Source organism: Arthrobacter sp. CAN_A214 (assembly GCF_015751955.1).
In the GTDB taxonomy this organism is placed as follows: Bacteria; Actinomycetota; Actinomycetes; order Actinomycetales; family Micrococcaceae; genus Arthrobacter_D.
Map to the genome: position 1 here is coordinate 22,241 of NZ_JADOUU010000021.1, position 21,199 is coordinate 43,439.

General features: G+C 63.0%; 22 protein-coding genes and 2 pseudogenes. 10 read left to right on the top strand and 14 right to left on the bottom strand.

Going from position 1 to position 21,199, the window contains the following annotated elements; all coding sequences use genetic code 11:
* The first annotated feature begins 114 nt into the window (after positions 1-114).
* The 3 genes from IWX65_RS14230 to IWX65_RS14240 are packed head-to-tail and all read left to right on the top strand — an operon-like array spanning position 115 to position 2,682.
* Positions 115-1,071 (top strand): metal ABC transporter solute-binding protein, Zn/Mn family, encoded by a 957-nt coding sequence (locus IWX65_RS14230; protein WP_196883816.1) that lies wholly within the window; start codon positions 115-117, stop codon positions 1,069-1,071.
* A complete protein-coding gene (locus tag IWX65_RS14235; RefSeq protein WP_196883818.1) occupies positions 1,068-1,802 on the top strand; it encodes a metal ABC transporter ATP-binding protein in 735 nt (244 codons plus the stop codon). The genes IWX65_RS14230 and IWX65_RS14235 overlap by 4 nt, the downstream gene beginning before the upstream one ends.
* A gap of 7 nt (positions 1,803-1,809) precedes the next feature.
* Positions 1,810-2,682: a metal ABC transporter permease gene (locus tag IWX65_RS14240; RefSeq protein WP_334683871.1), complete on the top strand. Its 873-nt coding sequence runs from the start codon at positions 1,810-1,812 to the stop codon at positions 2,680-2,682.
* A gap of 250 nt (positions 2,683-2,932) precedes the next feature.
* Here the strand turns inward: IWX65_RS14240 and IWX65_RS14245 are convergent, their stop codons facing one another.
* The 3 genes from IWX65_RS14245 to IWX65_RS14255 all read right to left on the bottom strand — a co-directional run bounded on the left by IWX65_RS14245 (position 2,933) and on the right by IWX65_RS14255 (position 5,134).
* The gene (locus tag IWX65_RS14245) at positions 2,933-3,607 is read right to left on the bottom strand and encodes a metal-dependent transcriptional regulator (RefSeq protein ID WP_196883820.1); all 675 of its coding nucleotides are present in this window, start codon (positions 3,605-3,607) and stop codon (positions 2,933-2,935) included.
* A 487-nt stretch (positions 3,608-4,094) separates the two neighbouring features.
* Positions 4,095-4,805: a cation transporter gene (locus tag IWX65_RS14250; RefSeq protein WP_196883822.1), complete on the bottom strand. Its 711-nt coding sequence runs from the start codon at positions 4,803-4,805 to the stop codon at positions 4,095-4,097.
* Entirely contained in the window at positions 4,802-5,134 is a 333-nt protein-coding gene (locus IWX65_RS14255; protein ID WP_196883824.1) for an ArsR/SmtB family transcription factor, read from the bottom strand. The genes IWX65_RS14250 and IWX65_RS14255 overlap by 4 nt, the downstream gene beginning before the upstream one ends.
* Before the next feature lie 494 nt (positions 5,135-5,628).
* Here IWX65_RS14255 and IWX65_RS14260 point away from each other — a divergent pair, with 494 nt between their 5' ends.
* The 3 genes and pseudogenes from IWX65_RS14260 to IWX65_RS14270 all read left to right on the top strand — a co-directional run bounded on the left by IWX65_RS14260 (position 5,629) and on the right by IWX65_RS14270 (position 7,617).
* Positions 5,629-5,838: a hypothetical protein gene (locus IWX65_RS14260; protein ID WP_196883826.1), complete on the top strand. Its 210-nt coding sequence runs from the start codon at positions 5,629-5,631 to the stop codon at positions 5,836-5,838.
* A 117-nt stretch (positions 5,839-5,955) separates the two neighbouring features.
* On the top strand, positions 5,956-6,162 hold the full coding sequence (locus IWX65_RS14265; protein WP_196883828.1) for a hypothetical protein: 207 nt from the start codon (positions 5,956-5,958) through the stop codon (positions 6,160-6,162).
* A gap of 187 nt (positions 6,163-6,349) precedes the next feature.
* Positions 6,350-7,617: pseudogene (locus IWX65_RS14270) on the top strand (IS110 family transposase).
* A gap of 400 nt (positions 7,618-8,017) precedes the next feature.
* On the opposite strand, the gene IWX65_RS14275 reads toward IWX65_RS14270, so the two are convergent.
* The 3 genes from IWX65_RS14275 to IWX65_RS14285 form a co-directional block, all read right to left on the bottom strand.
* On the bottom strand, positions 8,018-8,746 hold the full coding sequence (locus IWX65_RS14275) for an ANTAR domain-containing protein (RefSeq protein WP_196883831.1): 729 nt from the start codon (positions 8,744-8,746) through the stop codon (positions 8,018-8,020).
* 340 nt (positions 8,747-9,086) lie between these two features.
* Entirely contained in the window at positions 9,087-10,055 is a 969-nt protein-coding gene (locus IWX65_RS14280; protein WP_196883833.1) for a GAF domain-containing protein, read from the bottom strand.
* Between the two features lie 204 nt (positions 10,056-10,259).
* The gene (locus tag IWX65_RS14285) at positions 10,260-10,850 is read right to left on the bottom strand and encodes a recombinase family protein (protein WP_196883835.1); all 591 of its coding nucleotides are present in this window, start codon (positions 10,848-10,850) and stop codon (positions 10,260-10,262) included.
* Between the two features lie 167 nt (positions 10,851-11,017).
* Here IWX65_RS14285 and IWX65_RS14290 point away from each other — a divergent pair, with 167 nt between their 5' ends.
* Positions 11,018-11,509, top strand: a complete 492-nt coding sequence (locus IWX65_RS14290) for an HNH endonuclease family protein (protein ID WP_334683872.1) — start codon at positions 11,018-11,020, stop codon at positions 11,507-11,509.
* On the opposite strand, the gene IWX65_RS14295 is transcribed toward IWX65_RS14290, so the two are convergent.
* Genes IWX65_RS14295 through IWX65_RS14325 form a run of 7 tightly spaced genes read right to left on the bottom strand, consistent with a single transcriptional unit; the run spans position 11,506 to position 19,265 of the window.
* On the bottom strand, positions 11,506-12,681 hold the full coding sequence (locus IWX65_RS14295; RefSeq protein WP_196883840.1) for an ROK family protein: 1,176 nt from the start codon (positions 12,679-12,681) through the stop codon (positions 11,506-11,508). The genes IWX65_RS14290 and IWX65_RS14295 overlap by 4 nt on opposite strands.
* 44 nt (positions 12,682-12,725) lie before the next feature.
* On the bottom strand, positions 12,726-13,652 hold the full coding sequence (locus tag IWX65_RS14300) for an N-acetylglucosamine kinase (protein ID WP_196883842.1): 927 nt from the start codon (positions 13,650-13,652) through the stop codon (positions 12,726-12,728).
* 24 nt (positions 13,653-13,676) lie between these two features.
* Positions 13,677-15,029 (bottom strand): glucosylglycerate hydrolase, encoded by a 1,353-nt coding sequence (ggh, locus tag IWX65_RS14305; protein WP_196883844.1) that lies wholly within the window; start codon positions 15,027-15,029, stop codon positions 13,677-13,679.
* Complete coding sequence (locus IWX65_RS14310; protein ID WP_196883847.1) at positions 15,026-16,108, bottom strand: ABC transporter ATP-binding protein; 1,083 nt, start codon at positions 16,106-16,108, stop codon at positions 15,026-15,028. Before IWX65_RS14310 ends, ggh begins: the two co-directional genes overlap by 4 nt.
* A gap of 51 nt (positions 16,109-16,159) precedes the next feature.
* Complete coding sequence (locus IWX65_RS14315) at positions 16,160-17,032, bottom strand: carbohydrate ABC transporter permease (RefSeq protein WP_196883849.1); 873 nt, start codon at positions 17,030-17,032, stop codon at positions 16,160-16,162.
* Complete coding sequence (locus IWX65_RS14320) at positions 17,029-17,922, bottom strand: carbohydrate ABC transporter permease (RefSeq protein WP_196883851.1); 894 nt, start codon at positions 17,920-17,922, stop codon at positions 17,029-17,031. Before IWX65_RS14320 ends, IWX65_RS14315 begins: the two co-directional genes overlap by 4 nt.
* Positions 17,922-19,265 carry an ABC transporter substrate-binding protein gene (locus tag IWX65_RS14325; RefSeq protein WP_196883853.1) on the bottom strand — a complete coding sequence of 448 codons (1,344 nt, stop codon included), beginning with the start codon at positions 19,263-19,265 and terminating at the stop codon, positions 17,922-17,924. The genes IWX65_RS14320 and IWX65_RS14325 overlap by 1 nt, the downstream gene beginning before the upstream one ends.
* Before the next feature lie 241 nt (positions 19,266-19,506).
* Here IWX65_RS14325 and IWX65_RS14330 point away from each other — a divergent pair, with 241 nt between their 5' ends.
* The gene (locus tag IWX65_RS14330; protein WP_196883855.1) at positions 19,507-19,833 is read left to right on the top strand and encodes a hypothetical protein; all 327 of its coding nucleotides are present in this window, start codon (positions 19,507-19,509) and stop codon (positions 19,831-19,833) included.
* Positions 19,834-19,906: 73 nt separating this feature from the next.
* On the opposite strand, the gene IWX65_RS14335 is transcribed toward IWX65_RS14330, so the two are convergent.
* A complete protein-coding gene (locus IWX65_RS14335; RefSeq protein ID WP_196883857.1) occupies positions 19,907-20,479 on the bottom strand; it encodes a recombinase family protein in 573 nt (190 codons plus the stop codon).
* A gap of 456 nt (positions 20,480-20,935) precedes the next feature.
* Between IWX65_RS14335 and IWX65_RS14340 the strand changes: the two are divergent.
* Positions 20,936-21,067 (top strand): annotated as a pseudogene (locus IWX65_RS14340) (IS481 family transposase); the annotation flags it as partial.
* Positions 21,007-21,199, top strand: a 193-nt coding sequence (locus IWX65_RS17870) for a hypothetical protein (RefSeq protein ID WP_334683874.1), incomplete at its 3' end; no start/stop codon positions are given. The pseudogene IWX65_RS14340 and the gene IWX65_RS17870, both read left to right, overlap by 61 nt.

Consider the following 21,199-nt stretch of genomic DNA (forward strand, 5'->3'; position numbering starts at 1 on the left):
ATGTCCTGGCCGGTCTCTACAACCTCATATAGCGAGCTTTGCCTACCCGCCTACGGGTGTACTACGTTGCGTCAAAGTTATGTATTGGGGTGCTGGGACGCTAGAGTTAAGGGTATGCGAAGCATCAGGATTTCTCTGCCCTCGTTCTTCCGTCGCGGACGGGTCGTCGGCGTCGTCAGCGCGACGGCTCTGCTCGCGACGGCGTGCTCTGGCACAGTCGGAGCCGCCGATGGGGCGGGAGCGGATGAGAGGCCGGTCGTGCTGACCACGTTCACGGTGCTGGAGGACATCGCCGAGAACGTCGCCGGTGACCATCTCGCCGTGGAGTCGATCACGAAGGCCGGGGCGGAGATCCACGGCTACGAGCCCACGCCGGGCGACATCCGGAAGGCCTCCGAGGCTGACCTGGTCCTGGACAACGGACTGAATCTCGAGGCCTGGTTCGGCCAGTTCGTCGAGGAGGTCGACGCCCCGCACGTCGTCGTCAGCGAAGGCGTGGAGGTGGTCGACATCGCCGAGGACGCATACTCCGGCCTGCCCAACCCCCACGCGTGGATGTCCCCGCTCAACGTCCAGGTGTACGTGGATAACATGGCCGAGGCGTTCAGCGACCTCGATCCGGACCACGCTGCCGAGTACGAGGCCAACGCTGCGGCTTACAAGCAGGAGCTGCAGCAGGTGCAGGACCAGCTGGTGTCCGAACTGAGCGCGCTGCCCGAGAACGAACGCGCGCTCGTCACGTGCGAGGGAGCGTTCTCCTACCTCACCCGCGATGCCGGACTGAACGAGAAGTACATATGGGCGGTCAACGCCGAACAGCAGGCCACCCCTCAGCAGATCACCTCGGTCATCGAGTTCGTCAAGGACAACGAGGTCCCGGCGGTGTTCTGCGAATCCACCGTTTCGGACGCCCCGATGCAGCGCGTCGTGGAGGCCACCGACGCCGAGTTCGGTGGCACCCTCTACGTCGACTCCCTCTCCGAGGCCGACGGGCCGGTGCCGACCTACTTGGAGCTCATCCGCCACGACGCGGACACGATCGTCACCGCACTCACCGGGGCCGGGAAATGACGACCCCGGCGATCCATGTGGAGGACGTCACCGTCCACTATGGTCAGGTGCTGGCCCTGGACGGGGCGACCGTCGCCGTCGGGGCGGGCCGGGTGTGCGGGCTGATCGGGATGAATGGGTCGGGAAAGTCCACCTTGTTCAAGACCATCATGGGAGCAGTGACACCGGACAAGGGCACCGTGCGCGTCAACGGGAAACCGCCGACCACGGCCCGGAAGGCCGGGATTCTTGGCTACGTCCCCCAGAGCGAGGACGTGGACTGGTCCTTCCCGCTGTCGGTGCGCGACGTCGTGCTGACCGGCCGTTACGGGCACATGGGCTTCACCCGCCGGCCGCGCCCGGCCGACCACGACGCCGTGGAGCACGCCCTGGAGAAGGTGGAGCTCACCGAGTACGCCGACCGGCAGATCGGCCAGCTCTCGGGCGGCCAGAAGAAACGGGCGTTCGTCGCCCGCGGCATCGCCCAGGAAGCCACGATCCTGTTGCTCGACGAACCGTTCGCCGGCGTCGACAAGCGCTCCGAAGCCACGATCATCCGCCTGCTGCGCGAACTGGCCGCCGAGGGCGCCACGATCCTCGTGTCCACCCACGACCTGCAGACCCTGCCCGACCTGGCCGACGAGGCGATCCTATTCCTGCGCAAGGTCCTCCTCCACGGCCCGCCCGCTGACGTGCTGCAGCCCGAGAACCTCGCCATGGCCTTCGGGCTGAACGTCCTCGAGAGGAAATAGACGGACCATGGACTTCGCCCAACTCTTCCTGGAACCCCTCGGCTACGAGTTCATGACCCGGGCCCTGGCCGTCACCGTGATCGCCGCCCTGGTCTGCGCCCTGCTCTCCTGCTGGCTCGTGCTGATCGGCTGGTCCCTGATGGGCGACGCCGTCTCCCACGCCGTGCTCCCCGGCGTGGTCCTGGCCTACATCGTCGGCGCCCCCTTCGCCGTGGGCGCTGTCATCTTCGGGCTTCTGGCCGTCGCGCTCATCGGCATCGTCCGAAACACCAGCCGGGTCAAGGAGGACGCGGCGATGGGCATCGTGTTCACCACCCTCTTCGCCCTGGGACTGGTCCTGATCTCCGTCACCCCGAGCCAGACCGACCTCAACCACATCATCTTCGGCAACCTCCTGGGCGTCAGCCGCTCCGACCTCGTCCAGATCGTCATCCTCGCCGGAATCGTCCTGACAGCCCTCGTGCTCAAGCGACGCGACTTCACCCTCTACGCCTTCGACCCCACCCACGCCCATGCCATCGGACTGAACCCGAAATTCCTAGGAGGGGCGCTGCTGGGCCTGCTGGCCCTGACCGCCGTTGCCGCCCTGCAGATGGTGGGCGTCATCCTCGTGGTGGCGATGCTCATCATCCCCGGAGCCACCGCCTATCTGCTCACCAACCGGTTCTCGACCATGCTCGTGCTCGCCCCCACCATCTCGATCACCTGCTCCGTGGCGGGCCTGTACCTCAGCTACTACCTCGACACCGCCTCCGGCGGCATGATCGTCCTGGCTCAAGGAGCCGTCTTCGCCATGGTCTACCTCTTCAGCCCCCAGCACGGACTGGTCGGCACCCGGATCGCGACAGCACGACGGCGCCGCCAACTCACCCGAGTCTGATGCCGGGATCGTTGGCTTGAGGACAACCCCCGCAGACGCCGTGAGGTGGACGCCACCTCACGGGTAGACCGCAAGCGGAGTCGACGCCGGGCGTGGCTCTGGGTGAAAATCACCTGCCCAAGTGGCGGGACGCAGCTGCATTGCTGGGCGCGGAACGGATGATCCATTCCATCACCATCGCCACCGCGATCCGGCGCCTCCGGAGGCAGCACCGGCCAAGGTGGGCGCCTCCCGCGCACTGCCGCAACGCTCAGGAGGACACCCACACGGAGTTGGCCGCCGCTGCCCCGAGAGTGACCCGCTCGGTGGTGTCGACCACCCGCACGGCAACAGCCTCCGAATAGGGCTCTGCCGGCAGAACCTCCAGTTCCGTGTCGACCCCGACCCCCTGTTCGGCGAAGTACTGCAGCATCGCCGCATCCGAGTCGGAAATACGCCTCACCCTCACCCGGGTCCCCGCGGATGCCTTGGTCAGCACAACCGCATCGGGGTGCTGGATCACGCCCTCGGCCGAGGGGATCGGGTCGCCATGCGGATCCCGGACCGGAAAACCCAAGAGCGCGTCGATGCGCTCGATCATGAAATCGGACACCGAGTGCTCCAGATGCTCGGCCTCGTCGTGGACCTCGTCCCAGCCGTAGCCGAGCACCTGCACCAGGAACGACTCGATCAACCGGTGACGACGGACCATCGCCAGCGCCAGCGCGCGACCGGACGTCGTCAGTCCCACACTGCCGTAGCGCAGGTGCTCCGCCAGGCCCTGATCGGTGAGCTTACGCACCGCATCCGAAGCCGTGGAGAGCTTGACCCCCACCCCGTGGGCGATCATCGTCGTAGACACCGGGTCTTCACTCCACTCCTGGAGACCCCAGATCACCTTCAGATAGTTCTGCATGCTGGGCGAAAGATCCGTCAAGAACACCATGGAACCATGGTAGCGAACACAATAGTTGGGCACCCGCGAACATCTGCGTTCCCATCGCGCCCCTCCGTCTCACCACCAGCGGACGTCTCTACCTCGGGGAAGAAGAACCGCCCACAGGTTGTGGCGATCCACACAGCCGCGGCCCCGCCTCTTTCAGGAGCGCGGGGCCGCCGTGCCGGTGCTTTCCAGGGTGAGCGGGTCAGTCGCTCCACCAGGAGGTCCATCTGGTGATGGGGCGACGCTCGACAGCGATGGCCGCTCTGGTGGAGCGACAGACCCGATTCCTGAAAATAGCCTCCCTACCGCGCGGGTCCACTGCCCAAGACAGGTTCATGCCGATCCAGCGCGGCCTGAGAAACACGCAAGCGGAACCCTCCCCACAACACCGGCTCCGTGGAACATGGGCGCCCCGTTTCACGGTGCCATTCACGCGGGAAAAGCCGATCGGCACGGACCCCCGGTACCGGCCGTGTCGACGTCGGTAGGGTCAGTGGGGGCAGCAGAGGCATCCGGTGCCGCACCCGTCGTTGACACCCTCGTCGCCCTCGCCCACGAGCACCGCCACCGGCGAGCAACAGGCGTCCCCGCGCCAGGCCTCCAAACCCTCCTTGACAGCCACGGCAGCGATGACCAGGGCAGCCAGCGGGTCGGCCCAGGACCAACCCAGGATGCTGTTCAGGAGCAGGCCCGCCAGCAGCACCGCCGACATATAAGTGCACAGCAGTGTCTGCTTGGAATCAGCCACCGCAGACGCCGAGCCCAACTCCCGCCCGGTGCGACGTTCGAACCAAGACAACAACGGCATGATCACCAGGCTCACCGCCGCCAGCACGATGCCGACCAGGGAGTGCTCAGGCTCGGCGGCACCGAGCAGGGTCCGCAAAGCATCGACCGTGACAAAGGCGGCCAGGCCGAAGAAGGACAACGCGATCACCCGCATGGCGACCTTCTCCCGGCGATGCGGGTCAGCCGCGGTGAACTGCCAGGCCACCGCGGCAGCGGAGATCACCTCGACGATGGAGTCCAAGCCGAAACCGATCAGCGCGGCCGAGGAGGCGATGGTGCCCGCTGTCAGGGCGATGATCGCCTCGATCACGTTGTAAGTGATGGTTCCAGCCACGATCCAGCGCACCCGCCGGTGCAAGGTGACCTTGCGGGCGGCCGTGATCGGCTTGGGGTCGATGGAGATCGAGCTCATGTGCAGGTGCATCCTTCCGGGGAGCAGCAGTCCGGCTCCACGACCATCATCAGCTCCAGCAGGTCCCCCAGGGCCTCCCCCAGGCGGGGACCGGTCAACCGGTACCAGGTGCTGCGCCCCTGTCGGGTCGCCTCAACCAGCCCGCACCCGCGCAGACAGGCCAGCTGGTTGGACTTCACCTGCTTGGATACCCCCAACGTCTGGGCCAACTCCGAGGGCCGAGCCGGGGCGCTGCGCAGGGCCAACAGGATCTGGGTCCGGATGCCTTCGGAAAGGGCGTTACCCAAACGGGTCAGTGCCGCGGCATGAGCGAGGGTCACCGTGGTCATACCCCCAACGGTACACGAAAACATGTACCCTCCGAGCCTGCGAGCCGGCGAAGACTTTTGAGTGGCGTACGAGCTCGACGATTCTTCAGGTGGGATTAGGTCGTGAGCGCGGAGACGGGGCGTTTGATGACCTCCTCGGAGTCAGTGCCTGCAGTCGGATACTGGGTCTGGAGCTCCGGCCGCGGGCCCAGGCCGGAGCACCACCGCGGCCGAGCAAGACGGAGAGGAGGGCGCCGGCTCCGGCTTGACCCTCGGCACCTGACCACCCGAGCACCACGCGGGCGTCGACGACCCCCTGGACATCGGCGGGAGAAAGGCCGAACGGACGGTGCCAGCATAAACAACGGCTGATTCGACCTACCCGTCTTGACAGTTTGATGTACCGAACTTCATAGTTGGAGATATCTAAGTATTCGGGTTCGGTCTCTTACTGGCGTTGAAGATGCCGTCGGTGACAACGAGGCCCCGGCCCCGCCGATTATTGGAGTGAATAGATGGTTTCCTCTGCCCCTGGAGCGACGTCCGGCCGGAGCCCGGCCCGGAATGGTCGCGGTTCCCTTGCTGCCTCGCCTGCCGCAGGTCTGAGCAGGCAGGCTCAAGCGGCCCTGGCGGTGCTGCGGGTCCTGCTGGGCTCAGTGTTCCTCTGGGCTTTTTTGGACAAGACTTTCGGGTTCGGGCTGGCGACCCCGGCGGACAAGGCGTGAATCGCTGGTGGACAGCCGACCGCCGGCTACCTGGCCAATGTTGAAGGAGTCTTTGCGGAGGCGTTCGGATCCCTGGCCGGGCAGGTGTGGGTCGACTGGGCTTTCATGGCAGGTCTGATGCTCGTCGGCACCGCCCTGGTACTGGGTGTCGGACTGCGTGTCGCAGCGGCGGGCGGGACAGTACTGATGGGCCTGATCTGGGTTTCTGCGCTACCACTGAAACAACACCCTGTTGTCGACGAGCACGTGATCTACATCGCCGCACTGTGGGTACTGGCATTGACGGGGGCCGGACGGTTCTGGGGTCTGGGCAGACGGAATTGACCCCCCCCCCCGTTACCTTTTTCGTAGCCCGTTCCTGTTGCAGGATATGGGTGTGCTGGCCTGCTGGCCCCGGCGTGATTTCCGCCCCCAGTTACTCATGATCCGGGGGGTGTTGTCACCGGGGTTGGTAGGTGCCAGAGAGACCGCTGATAGAGGCAGGACGGACCGAAGGTCGTGCGTAACGTGGATGCCGGGCTCTGACACCGTGGACAGTCCAGCACTGGAATTTCAGGTGCTGCGACCAGGAGGAAAAAGGTGATTGGGAACCACGAAAACATTGATGTGTTCATCGGTCTGGACGTCGGCAAAGGCGAACATCACGCGGTTGCTCCGGACCGGTCCGGGAAGAAGCTCTTCGATAAAGCTCTGCCCAATGATGAGGCCCGCTTACGCGAAATTCTCGACGCTCTGAAACGACACGGCAGCCTGCTGCTGGTAGTTGACCAGCCGGCCACGATCGGGGCGCTCCCCGTCGCGGTGGCCCAATCCGCCGACGTCACAGTCGGCTACCTGCCCGGGTTGGCGATGCGTCGGATCGCTGACCTGCATCCGGGTGAGGCGAAGACCGATGCCCGGGACGCGTTCATCATCGCCGAAGCGGCCCGGACCATGCCCCACACGCTGCGATCGATCCAGGTCGCGGACGAACAGCTCGCTGAACTAACGATGCTTTGTGGCTTTGACGACGACCTGGCTAAACAAGCCACCGCCACGTCCAACCGGATCCGGGGGTTGTTGACGCAGATTCATCCTGCCCTGGAACGAGTCCTTGGCCCCCGCCTGGATCACCCTGCCGTGCTGGATTTGCTTCGTACTTGGCCTACCCCCGAAGCGTTACGCCACGCCGGTCTACGCCGGATCGGGAACCGACTGACAAAGCAAGCACCCAGAATGGGTGAACGCCTCGCAGCGGACATCATCAGCGCCCTGAATCAGCAAACAGTCACCGTCGTGGGGACGAACGCGGCAACCATCGTGTTACCTCAGTTGGCCAGGATGCTCGCTGACATCCACGAATCCCGGGACCTTGTCTTCGCCCGGGTCGAAGCCCTCGTGGAGACCCACCCTCTTCACCCGGTCCTGACATCGCTCCCGGCGGTCGGCGTCAGGACTGCGGCACGAATCCTCACCGAAATCGTCGGGAAAGACTTCGCATCCGCCGGACATCTGGCTTCCTACGCCGGCCTCGCCCCAGTGACCTGGCGGTCCGGAACATCCATCCGCGGGGACCACCCGTCACGCAAAGGAAACAAGATCCTCAAACGAGCCTTGTTCCTTTCCGCTTTCGCGGCCTTGAAAGACCCACCGTCCAGGGCCTACTACGACCGGAAACGGGCCGAAGGCAAACGCCATAACCAAGCGCTGATTGCACTGGCTCGCCACCGCTGCGACACCCTCTACGCCATGCTCAGAGATGGAACCTTATACGAACCGCGCCTAGCCACAGCCGCTTGACGAAAACCATAGAGGCACCCCCCCGGAACTGGATCTCGTCGTCCAGCAACTCAACAACCGGCCCAGGAAAACTCTGGACTGGGCCACCCCCGCCGGCCTCCTCAACACGCTCACACCCGCAGCCATCACCGGTAGCATTCGAACCCAAATCGAAGTCGTGTTGCGACGATGACTGGAATCCGCCAAGCTATTACGTGGTCATTCCCAGTAGGTCAGGAAGGACCTTCGGGCGAATCGGGCTACTGCACCGTGGCGTCCTTCTGGGTTGCGCCGTCTCGTCGGCCAGCGACTTGGCGCTGGAACTTATGTGATCGGCATGGGCCAGATTTTTGCGTAGTCACTGGTCGGTGTAGCCACTGGTGAGCGCACCTCACCGCACGCGTTGCCTGACGAGCTGCTGCTATCCCGCGTAGTGGGTGGTGGCAGGGATGCTGGTGATGGCTGCCACCATGGTCTCTGCGAGGATGCGCACTTTGATGTTGCGGGAGTTCGATGCGCTTTGCAGGAAGGTGAACGCCTCGTCCTGTGAGCACCGGTTCTGACTCATGATGATGCCCACGGCGAGATCTATGACTGTGCGCGAATCCATGGCGGAGCGCAGGTTTCCTGCCGTATTTTCCTGACGGGATCCGCGCATCTTCATTTGCAGTGCCACCGATGCCTGCACTGCAAACACTGTTGCGGCGCGTCGAGCGAACCCTCCGAGCAGGGCAGCGTCTCGGCTGTAGAAGAAGATGCAGCCTGTGCCTTCCTCGCCCACATCAAGTGGAACCCTCATGATCGCCGAGAACCCAAGGTCCGCTACTGCGCGATCGTACTCGGGTGATTCGGCATCAGCGGTGATGGCGAAAACCTTGACGCCCTGCGCATCGTTATCGAGGCGGGCGGAGAAGAACTCGGTCTTCCCGAGAAGCTCGACCAGTGCATCAAGGGCGGGGGTGCTGCTGACGCGGACGCGTGCCTGTCTGGCTCTTTCGATCACGACGCACGCCGGCACATTGTCCTGATCCCCTAACAGCGTGCCGGACAATGTGGCTAAACCCTGAAGGAACTGCTCGATACCCGCATCCTCGAGCATCAGCCGTTGAAGATCACGGCTATCACGGAACTCACTGTCGGTCGGGGGCACCTTAGAAGCCTACAGACAAGGAACGCGGTGCTCGTTCAGCTGGAGTCGCGAACACCAGGGCTCCTAACGGTTGCTTGTTCGTTGCGGTGAGCTGCGTGATGGGGGCTGTGAGGAAGAAGTTTAGTTTCCCTTCGGTGGCCGACTGCTTGACCGCCGAAGGGAATCCCACTCCCGTGCACGAGGCTCGTCGGTGTATCCGGCTGAGTCCGCGGCACGAGGCCGGGACATCAATGGGTTCTTCCAGTATGCGCGCCGCTGATCAGCATCACCGGCAAGAAGGTCGCGATAGACCCACACCTGCCAGTAAGAGACATCGGTCCTATACGAAGTTTTGGTGGAACTACCGCTTTGGGGTTGGATCTGACCCATGGCCCGGTTTCGCGGCTCTTTCCCCGCCACCTTCTTCGTTGGCGGCCAAGGCTGGGGCTGTGTCGCCTCCCGCCTCTTCCACTGCATCGATGTCGTCTGTGTCTGTGTCTGTGTCTGTGTCTGTGTCTGTGTCTGTGTCTGTGTCTGTGTCTGGAAGTATTCGCGGCCCGTTGATTTCGTCTTCAACCTGGCGGGCGAGCATCCGAAGTTTCCTTCCATCACGCATGGAGTATTCCCGCGGTTCCTGGTCGATCACACAGAGGGTGCCGATCGTCCAGCCCCCTGGCCCTCGCAGGGGATAGCCGGCGTAGAAGCGGATGTAGGGCTCCCCCACCACAAGCGGGTTGTTCTTGAACCGTTCATCCTCGAGCGCGTCGCGCACGATGAGCGGCCCGGCGTTGCGGATGGTCGCATTGCAGAACGTGATCTCCCTTGGCATGTTCTGCTGGACCGGCCCGATCACGAATTTGAGGAACTGTCGCCGGTCATCAATCAGCGCGACGATCGCCGAGCTGACCTGGAAGTAGTTCTTCGCTTCCTGGGCGATCCGGTCGAAGCGTTCCTCCTGGGCGGTATCCATCAGCTGGGACCGGGACACCGCTCCCAGACGTTCCTGCTCCTGCTCCTCCTCGGTGAACAGAAAAGCACCAGCGGCCCCGAGTGCCCGCCGAGAGTCGATCGACGAGGCGGCGGCCCTGTCGGCGTAGCAGTTCTCAATCCGAGCCTCGGCGCCGATTCCGGACAGGAGTTCGTTGGTGGCAGTGACCAGCACATTGCACTGCTCATCGTCCAGCACCAGCAACCCGCCCAGGTGCGCCTCGAGCTCGAATCGGGAGACCGCTCCACCCATGCCGTAGTAACTGACCCAAATGTCTTCGAGAGTCAGTCCTGTCGATGACAGGACCTCTCTCATCTGCTGGATGCGTGCTTGCGGATCCATTGCCAAACCTCCGTGTCGACAGCCCTCCCCCGCAGCCGTTGGAATGTCGCTGTATAGCCTGCCTCTATCGTCGCACCATTCATCAGCAGACTTACTAACACCACGTCGGCGGCCAAACCGGTTGACGACGCCCGAAACCGGATCCTGGGAACACCCTGCTGACAGGGGCACCAGCACTTCAAGCAGAGGGGGCAACCAAAGAAATTAAGAAGACATTAGGCCCGGTCGCTTACACGAAGCCTTTGCGGAGGTACGCGTACACGGGGTTTCACGACTGATCCCGAACTGTCGCGCGAGTGCTGCCTTCGGGACGCCAGCAGCGGCCTTCTCGCGCAACTCGCCTGCGCGAGCCGCGTCCAGGGACGGAGTGCGACCACGGTACACGCCACGTTTCTTGGCAAGGGCAATGCCCTCGCGCTGCCGCTCCCGAATCAAAGACCACTCAAACTCAGCAAACACACCCATGACGTTCAAAAGGAGGGTGGCCATGGCGTTGTCGTCGCCGGTGAAGCTCAGCTGTTCCTTGACGAACTCCACGCGGACCTTTTTGCCTGTCAGGCGACGCACGATGTGGCGGAGATCTTCGAGGTTCCGGGCGAGACGATCCATTGAATGCACGAGCACCGTGTCCCCGTCGCGGACGAATCCGATCATCGCTTCGAGCTCCGGCCGGTTCTGATCCTTGCCCGAGGCCTTATCGACGTAGACCTTATCGACCTGGACGCCGTCGAGCTGGCGCACCGTGTTCTGATCAAGGGTGCTGACTCGGATATACCCGACTCGCTGGCCCGTCATCGTCCTCTTTCCACCGATCTGTCAGGTTGAAGTCGAAGAGTAATGCCATGAGGCGTCCAACAAGTATGAATGTGAACCTATCTAGGCACTCTGCTGCTTAAACTCCTGACGTCAGTTATGGGTGTACCCCAACGCCACACCTTTCCTACCCCGTGTACGCAAACTCGGTGCCCTGCAAGGTCCAGTCGGGCGTGCTCGACGATCCCTACACGGCGTCCACGATTTCGCTCCTGCGCGGGCAAACGACGAGCACTAAGGCGCAGATCGACCATGTCGTCGCCCTCTCCAACGCCTGGCAGAAGGGCGCCCAGCAGCTCACCCCCGACCAGCGCGTCGCATTCGCGAGCGATCCGCTCAACCTGCAGTCCACCGACGGACCCACGAACCAGCAGAAGGGTGCCGGCGACGCCGCCACCGGGCTCCCGCCGAATACTTCCCAGTGCTGCGAGTACGTAGCGCGGCAGGTCTCGGTCGAGGCGACCTACACCCTGTGGGTCGAGCGCCGGTACATCGGGCGGGTGCAGCTCAGCGAGATCACGAATGGTTTGGGTAGACCCTCAGGTTTTTGTTCTGGTTTGCCCGGCTGCCTCGGTTATGCCTTTCGAAGCAGCGCCTTCGGGCTCATCTCCAGACGCCGCGACGTCAGGAATGAGCCCTAAGCCATTATGTAGTCCGTGACAGCGGCGTCGACCGCGTCGGGAGCGAAAACCGTACGCATTACCAAGGTCGCAAGGCCCTGAACGGCGGACTGGTCCCCTGGATGGCCAGCCTCGATGATCAAGCCGTCGGCAATGCGCTCCACGACATCCTCCATCACCCTCGCTCTCACTACACGAATGAAGCCTGGAAGGGAACCGATTTTCCCTCCGATGACGATCCTGTTCGGGTTGATCGTGGTGATCGTCGCGGCAAGGGCACGGCCCAGCACTCCTCCAGCGTCTGCAAGAATCCGTGACAGTCCAGGATCGTCTGCACCAGCAGCCTCGCGAACGTCGTCCAAGTCATCGAATGCCTCATGCGCGAGCCGATCGAGGATCGCCCTACCTGAACTGTGGGCGGCCAGGCATCCGCGTCGTCCGCAGCGGCAGAGAGGGCCGTCATCAGTCATACGGATGTGTCCGATATCACCGGCAGCCCCGTGGGCGCCGCGCAAAATGGATCCTTCGACCACGATGCCACAGCCGATACCCGTTGCTACCTTGACGTAGACGATCGTTTCAGTGTCACTGCGTCGTTCTCCGAGGGCTGCCGCCCGCGCATCGTTTTCGATGACCAACGGCTCCGTCCACACGTCAGATATGGCTTTGACCACCGCGTCCGGTGACCAACCGGGGAGGGTGGTGGCATGACTGACGTGCCCGGTGATGGCTTCCACGGGCGCCGGCAAGCTGACACCGATCCCAATTAGGACCTCTCCGTCAACCTGCGCGACGAGGGCCTTTCCTGCTTGGATTAAGGGCGTGAGCACGGCACTCGAAGGTCCGCTGATGTCGTGGCTTAAAGCGAGTGACCGCAGTGGGGATCCGTGCGTGTCGGTGACGGTCACCGTTGCGTGCGTCTGGCCGAGAGCCAGCGCGAGAATCACGCGGCCCTGGTCGTCGAAGCGGATCTTGCGGGAGCGGCGTCCTCCTGTTGCCTCGAGCGGCTCGGCTTCGTAGATGAAGCCGCACCTGAGGAGTGTGTCGAGGCGTTCATAGAGGGTCGCGCGGGACATCCCTGTAGCGGAAAGGAGCTGCTGGCGAGAGAGGCCACCTCTGGCGCGGATGAGTTCCAGGAGATGCCCGTGAGAAGTCGCTCCACCCGCGCTGGCGGGCATCCGTTCAACTGTCATGTCGTCCTCCCGCTCCGCTCGATTACGCTAGTTCCTTTCGCAGGTTACTTCAGGAGAACGGATCGAGTCGCCTGCCCTATGAGATACAGAACGCCGAATACCGGCTCCCTAGGGAGGATAGAGACTTCGGTAATTCCATGGAGTGCAAGGTTCGCTGTGAAGGCTTCCTGCAGCGTCGGCCGGTTCACGCCGAGTCCTCCGCCCAACACCACGGGTCCTGGGAGATGGAGGCGGGTGGCCACTTGGAGAGTCTGCTCCGCAAGGTCTTCTCCGGCCTGTTTGATTAGTCTCTGGCTCGCCGCGTGCCCCGAATCCGCACAGTCAAAGACAGCCCATGCTTTGTCTGCCCAGTAGGTCCTGTCGGTGTCACCGTGGAAGAGCCTGATCAGTTCCTCGGGCGAACCGAGGTCGCATCTGGCCAGCAGTGCCGTAGTAAGGCCATCAGAAGGTAGACCAAGGTTTGCGCGACGCAAACTGTGCCTGACCGCCTCACGACCCAACCAGTATCCGCTTCCCTCGTCGCCAAGAAGGTAACCCCAGCCTCCAGCCCGGGCTTCTGTGCCGTCTGCTGTGATACCCCATGCTGCTGAACCGGTACCTGCAATGACCGCAATTCCGGTTTCCATGCCGCCACCCGCAAGAATCAGACGCGTGTCATGCACGATCGTTACTGTAGCGTCCGGGGCATAGGGAGCGATGAGTCGTCGGAGTTCTTCCTGGTCCTTGTCCGTGTCTGCACCACCGGCACCGACGTAAATGTGTCCGGCTTTATCCGCTCCGAGTGCGGTGAGCAGGCCGGCCAAATTCGAGGCCGCTACGTGAACGCTGACATTCTGGATGTTCGCGCTAGCCGCGACCCTGTCGTCGGTGACGGTGCTGTTGACGATTCTGATGCCGCGAGTTTTTGACCCGCCGATGTCCAGGCCGATGACAATGTGACCGGGGCCAGAAGAGGGTGATGAGTTGTTCATGCCCTGCACCTTTCCTGCACAAGCTCAATCGGCAACGGGAGTTCCTTCACCGCCGAGCCACTCCAGCGCGGCGGCTGCTGTCCACGCCTGTGCCAGGCTGCCCAGTGGTTCACCCGTAAAGGGCTCGTAGTATTCGCCGAAGGTCAGGTCGGACAGCTGGCGCAAGGATTCCGAGCGCAATGTCCGGTATAGCCCTAATTGGCCGTCGCGGGCGCAAGCCCATCCCAGGAGCAAATTTAGGAACGGCCAGACAGGGCCACGCCAGTAGGTGCGAGGCCGGAAGGCCGGGCTGGACGGCGAAGTCGAGGGCGGCAGGGCGAAGAGCAGTTGCGGGTGACCCAACCATTCCGGGCCCTGCAAGATGCTCCGCTGTCGAGCGAGGACGTCGGGGCGCCCACCGGCAATCAGGGGCGCAAAACCGGAAACGGTGTCCGTGGCGATCCATCGTCCAGCCAGCACGTCATAGTCCCGTGCCAATCCGCTTACCGGGTCCACGGTGGAATCGACGCCGTTTCGGAACCGATCCGACATGTGCCGGAGTTCGGTGGCATCACCGGACCGTCCCAACTCATCGGCGAGACCTGCGAGGACATCGCTGGCCGCGGACATGATGCCGGAGAAGAAGACGTCACGGACGCGGAAATCCACGACCTCCTGCACCGCGTCGTCGTCGTATCCCACCGAGGCCATCTGTTGCACGAGCCAGAGGTACTTCGTGTATTCGGCGTCGTCCGGGCGTTCGCTGACGTCCGCAACGTGCAGCGTGTCCCTGCGGGTGAAGGGTTCGACGCGCCCGGGGCGGATACCCGCGTAGGGGCCGTCCCACCGGGGCGAGTTATCGAATCCCGATTCCCACCCGTGGTGAATTTCGATGAGTCCTACTCCGTCGGGGTCTCGCACTGCGGCGAGCCACCGATGCCAGGCGAACCACCCGTCGAAGGACTCCGCCAAGAATGCTTCCGCGGCTTCCTGATCTGCACCGCCGTTTTCGCGGGCTCGATCGAGGATGTGCCGCACGGCAATCGCGTGGACCGGGGGCTGACAAATTCCGCTGCTCTTGGTTCCGTCCGGCAGTGCCGCTGCGCCCGCGGTTCCCCAGCGGTCGAAGCCGGGGAAGTAGCCGGTGTCATCATCGGTGAAGACGATGTGCGGAATCATCCCGGTGGTCCACTGGGCTGCCAGTAGGGTCCTCAGTTCGGTGATAGCCCGTGGAACGTCGAACCTCGCCAGACCGATGGCGACGAACGCGGCATCCCAGCTCCACATATGAGGGTAGAGATTTGGTGCAGCGGTCGTCATGGTGCCGAGGTCGTTGAGGCGGAGGACCTCGATCGCCGAGGTGCGTAGCTGCTCGGTGCTGATTGTGTCGGAGCTCATCGGGCAACCAGAGCCATTGCGGTTTCGCGGTCGTAGAAGCGCATGCTGGCAGAAGTGAAGGTGAGCCAGATGGTCTGGTGCGGGGCAGTGCGGAAGGTGGGCGGCGCCTGGACCTTGATGGTCTGGCCCTCCACCTCAACTGTTAGCAGGATCGAGGAACCCATCGGCTCGACCACCAGCACCGTCCCCGGGACATCGCCGGAGGAACGCCGGGTGTCCACCGCAACGTTTTCCGCCCGCACTCCGAGGACGACCTCGGTGCTCGAGAAGGACCGCAGGAGGGAAGGCGCGCGGAGCCGCTGATCACCCACCACCAGCACATCGCCTTCGTCGGAGACCTTCGCGTTGATGAAGTTCATCGGCGGGGAACCGATGAAACCACCCACGAAACGGTCAGCCGGTGCGTCATAGACATCGAGGGGATCGCCGAGCTGCGCGATCCTTCCCTTCTTCATAACGGCCACGCGGTCGCCCAGGGAGAGGGCCTCACTCTGATCGTGGGTGACGTACACCGTCGTCGTCCCGAGGTCCTTGACGATTTTCTTCAATTCTGACCGGAAGTTGAGGCGCAGTAGGGCATCGAGGTTCGACAGGGGTTCATCCATCAGCAGGACGTCGGCGTCCATCACGATGGCACGGGCGACGGCGACACGCTGGCGCTGGCCGCCGGAGAGCTGGGCGGGAAGCCGGTCGAGGTAGGGGCCGAGCTGTAACAGGTCGGCGGCCCACATGACCTTGCGGTCGATCTCCTCCTTGGTCTTCTTGGCCATCGCGAGTCCGAATCCGATGTTGTACCGGACCTTGCGGTGCGGGAAGACGGCGTACGACTGGAAAACCATGGACATGTTCCGCTTGTTGGGGGGTAGATACGTTACATCTCTGCCGCCCACGGCAACAGATCCGGCGTCGGGCAGTTCGAGACCGGCGAGCATGCGCAGGAGAGTTGTCTTGCCGCAGCCCGAGGGGCCAAGCAGGACGGTGAAGTCGCCGTCCTTAATGTCGAGCGACACGTCATCGGTTGCCCGTTCGGTACCGCCGGGATAGGTCTTGACGAGGTGGGAAATGGCAATGTCCGCCATAATCGGCTCCTTCGAAAGGGGTGGAGAAAGATGGGAGGGGTGCTGCCGGGCCTAGCGAATCGTCGAGCCCCACATGTTGGTCAGGTAGCGGCGCATGAACGCGATGAAAATGATCGACGGAATGACCAGTGCGAAACCACCGGCAAACCGGTACGCCAAGGGTGAGTCCGAGAGGGACGTGAGGACCTGCGCCGGCAAGGTGCGGTGGTCGAGGGTGAGGATCGACGCGCCGAGCACCTCGTTCCAGGACATGACGAAGGTGAAGATGGAGGCCGCCGCAAGACCGGGCAGAGCCATCGGCAGTACCACCTTGAGAAAGGCGCCCGCTGGTGTGCAACCGAAAACACGGGCAGCCTCCTCCACGTCGATGGGGACGCTGAGGAAGACGCTTGCTGAGATGAGGACCGTCGTGGGCAGCGCCAGTGCCGTATGCAGCAGGATCACGGCATACGTCGTGTCGTACAGGTCGACTGTCAAAAAAAGCCTGGCCAGAGGAACCGACAGAACCACGATGGGCAGTGCCCGGGTGAACAGCAGGAACAACTGGTACGGCTCCTTGCCCTTGAAAGCGAACCGGGCCAGGGCATAGCCCGCCGGAATCCCAATCAGAGCTGAAATGAAGAGCGTCCCGAGGCCGACAATCATGGAGTTGCCGAAGGCTCCGATGATCCCGGTTGAACCGAGGAACGCCCTCAGCGTCTCCAAGGAAAGACTCGTGGGCAGCAGGCTCAGCGGAAATTCGTTGAGTGATTCCCGTGTGGAGAGTGCGGCCAAGGAGATCAGGTAGATGGGGATCAGCATGAAGAGGGAGATCAGGATGCAGGCCGCCTGAAGCAGCGCCCGGTTCCGCTGTTGCCGTTTGAGCGGCGCCTGGTCGACCACAGGTTGCGCGGGGGTCGTGTCGACAATGCGTGTCGTCGTCATCGGGTGCCTTCCTGCCCTTTGTCGCGGAGAGCCCGCAGGTAAAAAATGGAAATCAGCATCGACGCCACGAGGATCACCAGGGCGAGGGCTGCGGCCACGTTGGGGTTCTGCAGAGCCGTGTACCAGCGGTAGGTTTCCCCGACAACCAGTGGGAAGTTCTGTCCCGTCAGAGCTTGCGCCACGGCGAAGGTCTGGAACGCGAGGATCGTCCGCAGGATCAGGGCTACCTGGAGGCTCGGTTTGAGCAAGGGGAGAGTGACGTGGCGTAAACGCTGCCAGAACCCTGCCCCGAAGACCTGAGCGGCTTCGTCATAGTCCTTGGGAATTCCCTGGAGTCCGGACACGACGATCACGAGCACTAGCGATGTCGACCGCCACACCTCGGCGACGAGGACGCAGAAGAACAGGGTGGACGGGTTGTCATAAGCAAGCCAGGGAATGGTATCGAGGCCGAGGGAGGCCAGCACGGAGTTGAAGTAGCCGCGGTCGTTGAAGATCGACAGCCACACAAGGCCCGCAGCAAGGTCACTGAGTGCCAGGGGTATGGCCCAAATGAAGAAATGAACCTTATCCAGGCGTGGATTGGACCGAAGGAGCAGTGCCATGGTGATGGCGAAGGCGAACTGGAGCGGAATCATCACCGCAATCAGCAGGAGTGTGTTCCGGACAGCGGGCCAGAAGTAGGGATCCTCGACCATCCGGGTGACGAATTCGAGGGTGAATCCGCCGTCGCTGCGGAAAGCTTGGAGCACTCCCTGGATCACGGGCCAGCCGAGGAGAAGAGCCATGAAGACGATCGACGGTGCGATCAGCAGCACCGCGGGCGGGATGCGGCGGGGACGGGCGGGTATGTCCAGCTGAGCCGGAGCCGGGGGTAGATCGACGGTCATTACGCTACCTCGCACTTGTCGCCGGATGAGACGGGGTCGGGGGCCCAGCACGGGACGCTGAGTTCTTTCAGGATGGTGTTCAACTGTGTGGCCTGGTCATCCAGCGTGGATTGAACGGCGGAACCGTTAAGGCAGATCTCCTGGAAGCAGTTCTTGAAGATTTGGGACACCTCGCCCTCCTTGGGGCCGAGGCCTACCGGGGGAAGGGCCAGGAGTGCATCGGCGGACCGTTGCTGGAGCCGCACGGCGGCGGCCTCGAGGGCAATCGCGCCCGCGAGGTCTGTCGGAAGCTCCGTCTGAATCACGGGGAAGAAGGCATTGCTGCGCAGCGTCTCGATCTGGGTCGTAGGTTCGGCCAGCCCACGAATCGCCTGTTCTGCCCGCTCACGCTCCAACCCGTTCTTCGGGAGCGCGAGCCCCGCAACGATCAGCATGTAGCCGCGACCCTTGGGCCCGCGCGGGGAGGGAACCATCAGCCACTCGTCCGGGTTGTCGGCGGGTGCGCCGATGAGGCGGGCGACGTGGTCCCAGGCGACCAGGACCTCTCCGCGGGCCAGGGGTTCCTGCATGGCGTCGAAGTTGGTGGATGCCGGGGCCATGGCGTCCCACAGGTCCTTCATGTATTCCCACGCCGTCGCGGCGTCCTCATTGCGGAAGGTTGTGATCTGGCCACCGGTGAAGCTCGGTAACAGGAACCCCTGGTAGAAGCGGTGGTGGAGCCCCTTCGGCCCGGCAGGCATTCCGAAGACAGGACGTCCTGCGCCCTTCTTGGCGGCCTGCGCCCACTTCAGGAAATCCTCGTAGGTGAGGTCGTTGACATCGACACCGCTGGGAAGCCACTCCAGGGCCTTCTTGTTGATCGCCACGACGTAGGTCGCCTGCATCCAGGGGACGTACTTCGAGGTGGTGCCACCGACCTTCGTCAGTTCGAGAATGTCCTGGCTGAAGCCGCTTCCCGAGAGATCCCTCAGGATCTGATCGACATCCTCGAGGGAATCGGCGAGAGGGGCGAGTTCGCCGTGGAGCCCACCCAGGAGCGCAGTCCGCACGCTGCCGGCGTCGGTCTGGGTCTGCACGGTCGAGGCGAAAACCCCCGGGTCAACCGAGTTGTACGCAACAGGAACACTGAGGCTCTTTTTGAGAACGTCCTCGTAACGCTGCTTTTCCTCGACGGGGGTGAATTGGGTTGAAAGGAATCCGACAGTTCCCTTCCCTGCTGCAGTGCCGCTGGTGTCGAAACCGGCGCACGCCGAGAGAAATGGGACTGACAGCGCCGTCCCGAGGCCGGCGAGGAGCAAACTGCGTCGCGAAGGGCCAGAACCGGCCAGTGGCAGTGTGTTCATGGAGCTACTCCAATCTGCTGTGCGTCTCTGCACAAACTTTCGTCTAATAGTTGGACAGAAGTTGGCATGTGTCAAGAGCGCTTTGCGTCAGTGGGATGAGCGCAGAGACATCTGATTCCAGTTGAGTCCCTGATAATGGTGTAGCGCGGTTGTCAGGTTCGTCGTGGTGATGGACATGGACGCGGCCACCGCGTGATCCTTCGAGTGACCTCTCACAACCAAACTCGAAGAAGGACACCCGATGACCGCTGATCATATTGTTGACCCTGCTGATTTGCTTGGCGGGGCTGATGGGCGTTTCTTCATGCTGCTCTCACTAATCGCAGCTAAGGTCCATGCCATGAGCCTGTTCACCGCCGAGCATTCCTACGCTCCTGAAACTCCACGAGCCCAGACGACAGACCTGCTCCGATTGAGGGACACCTTGATCGCGGTGGTGCTCGAAGCACGCACCGCGTGCGAGGCTGGCCCGAATAGGGTGCATCTGCAGGTGTTCCTCAGTGCGGCCGTAAAGGACGTCGAAGACGTCGACGAGCAGCTTTACTCCCTATGCGGCGTTACCAACTAGCCGTCGGTCGACAGCGCGAAGCGTTGTTCTCGCTTCGAGAACAAGCGGCACTCCCTGTCGGCCCGGGTTCTCGTCAGGGTGCGTCATTGGTGCCGATGCTCAGGTAGCGGTACACGGTCGCGCGGCTGGCGCCGATGATCTTCCCGATGTCAGCCGGCGCAAGCCCCTGGACCTTGAGGTCCCGGGCTCGCTTGACCTTCGCATGGTCGGCGGTGATTTCCCTCCGCCCAGCCTTCCGCCCGTGCTCGGCAGCTACGGCCATGCCCGCCCTGGTCCGCTCGGCCAACTGGTCGCGCTCGAGCTGGGCGAAGGCGGACATGACCGTCAGCATCGCCCTGCCCATGGGTCCGGTGGTGCTGATGCCTTCGGTGACGCTGCGGAAGTGCACACCCCGGTGTTCGAGATCATCGATGAGGGCTAGTAGGTTGCGGGTGTTGCGTCCCAACCGGTCGAGCTTCCAGACCACCACCTCGTCCCCCTTCCTTAGGTGGTCGAGGAGCTTGTCCAGCTCGGGTCGACTCGCCCTTGTCCCGCTCACCCCGTGGTCGGTGAAGATCCGCGTGCACCCTGCCGCTCGAAGTGCCGCGTGTTGCAGGTCCGCGTTCTGCTCCAGCGTGCTGACCCTGGCATACCCGATACTTCCCAACCCGACTCCTCATATACCCATCAAAGGCCTTCTTCTCCTTTGTTGAGAATACTCCGCGTGAGACACATTGCTGGGACACAACACGGTTTCCCACTCCCCCGCCAATCCTGGAGTTCACCGACGTTCACTGACCCACCGTCAGACCTCGCTCTCGGTCCGGTCAAAGGATCCTTTGACTGGACGTCCATCGAGTAGCCCGACCCGGACCACTATCCCGATCCGCACTCTCTGCTTGGGCTCAAGACACCACAATTCGGCAGTCCGCCTAGTCCGATCGACTAAACCTGGACCGTCGCACACAACCGCAGCAAAGTTTGGAATACAACTCCCAGCACCCCCGTCTAGGTGTATTGACCACAGAGGTTAGTGACGTTCGGCGTGGTGGGGTGACATGAAGAAGACCTCCGGGTGGAGTGGGGCTTGTCTAGAGTCCAATTCCACGCACGGAGGTCTTCAATGTCCCACCCTAACGCTCTTCTGACCCCCAAGGGCAGGCTGCGGTTGGCGCAGTGTGTGGTCGATAATGGGTGGCCATTGCGCCGTGCTGCGGAGCGGTTCCAGGTGTCCGTGCCAACCGCAGCGCGCTGGGTGACTATGGCAGCTTTGTTCGTACCCACCAGGGCAAGGTGAAATCCACCGGTCGTCGCAACACTCAGGTGCTGATGGTGGTTTCAAAGAGCTTAGCGAAGAGGTTCGCGGGGGTGTCCCAGCCGAGGGTTC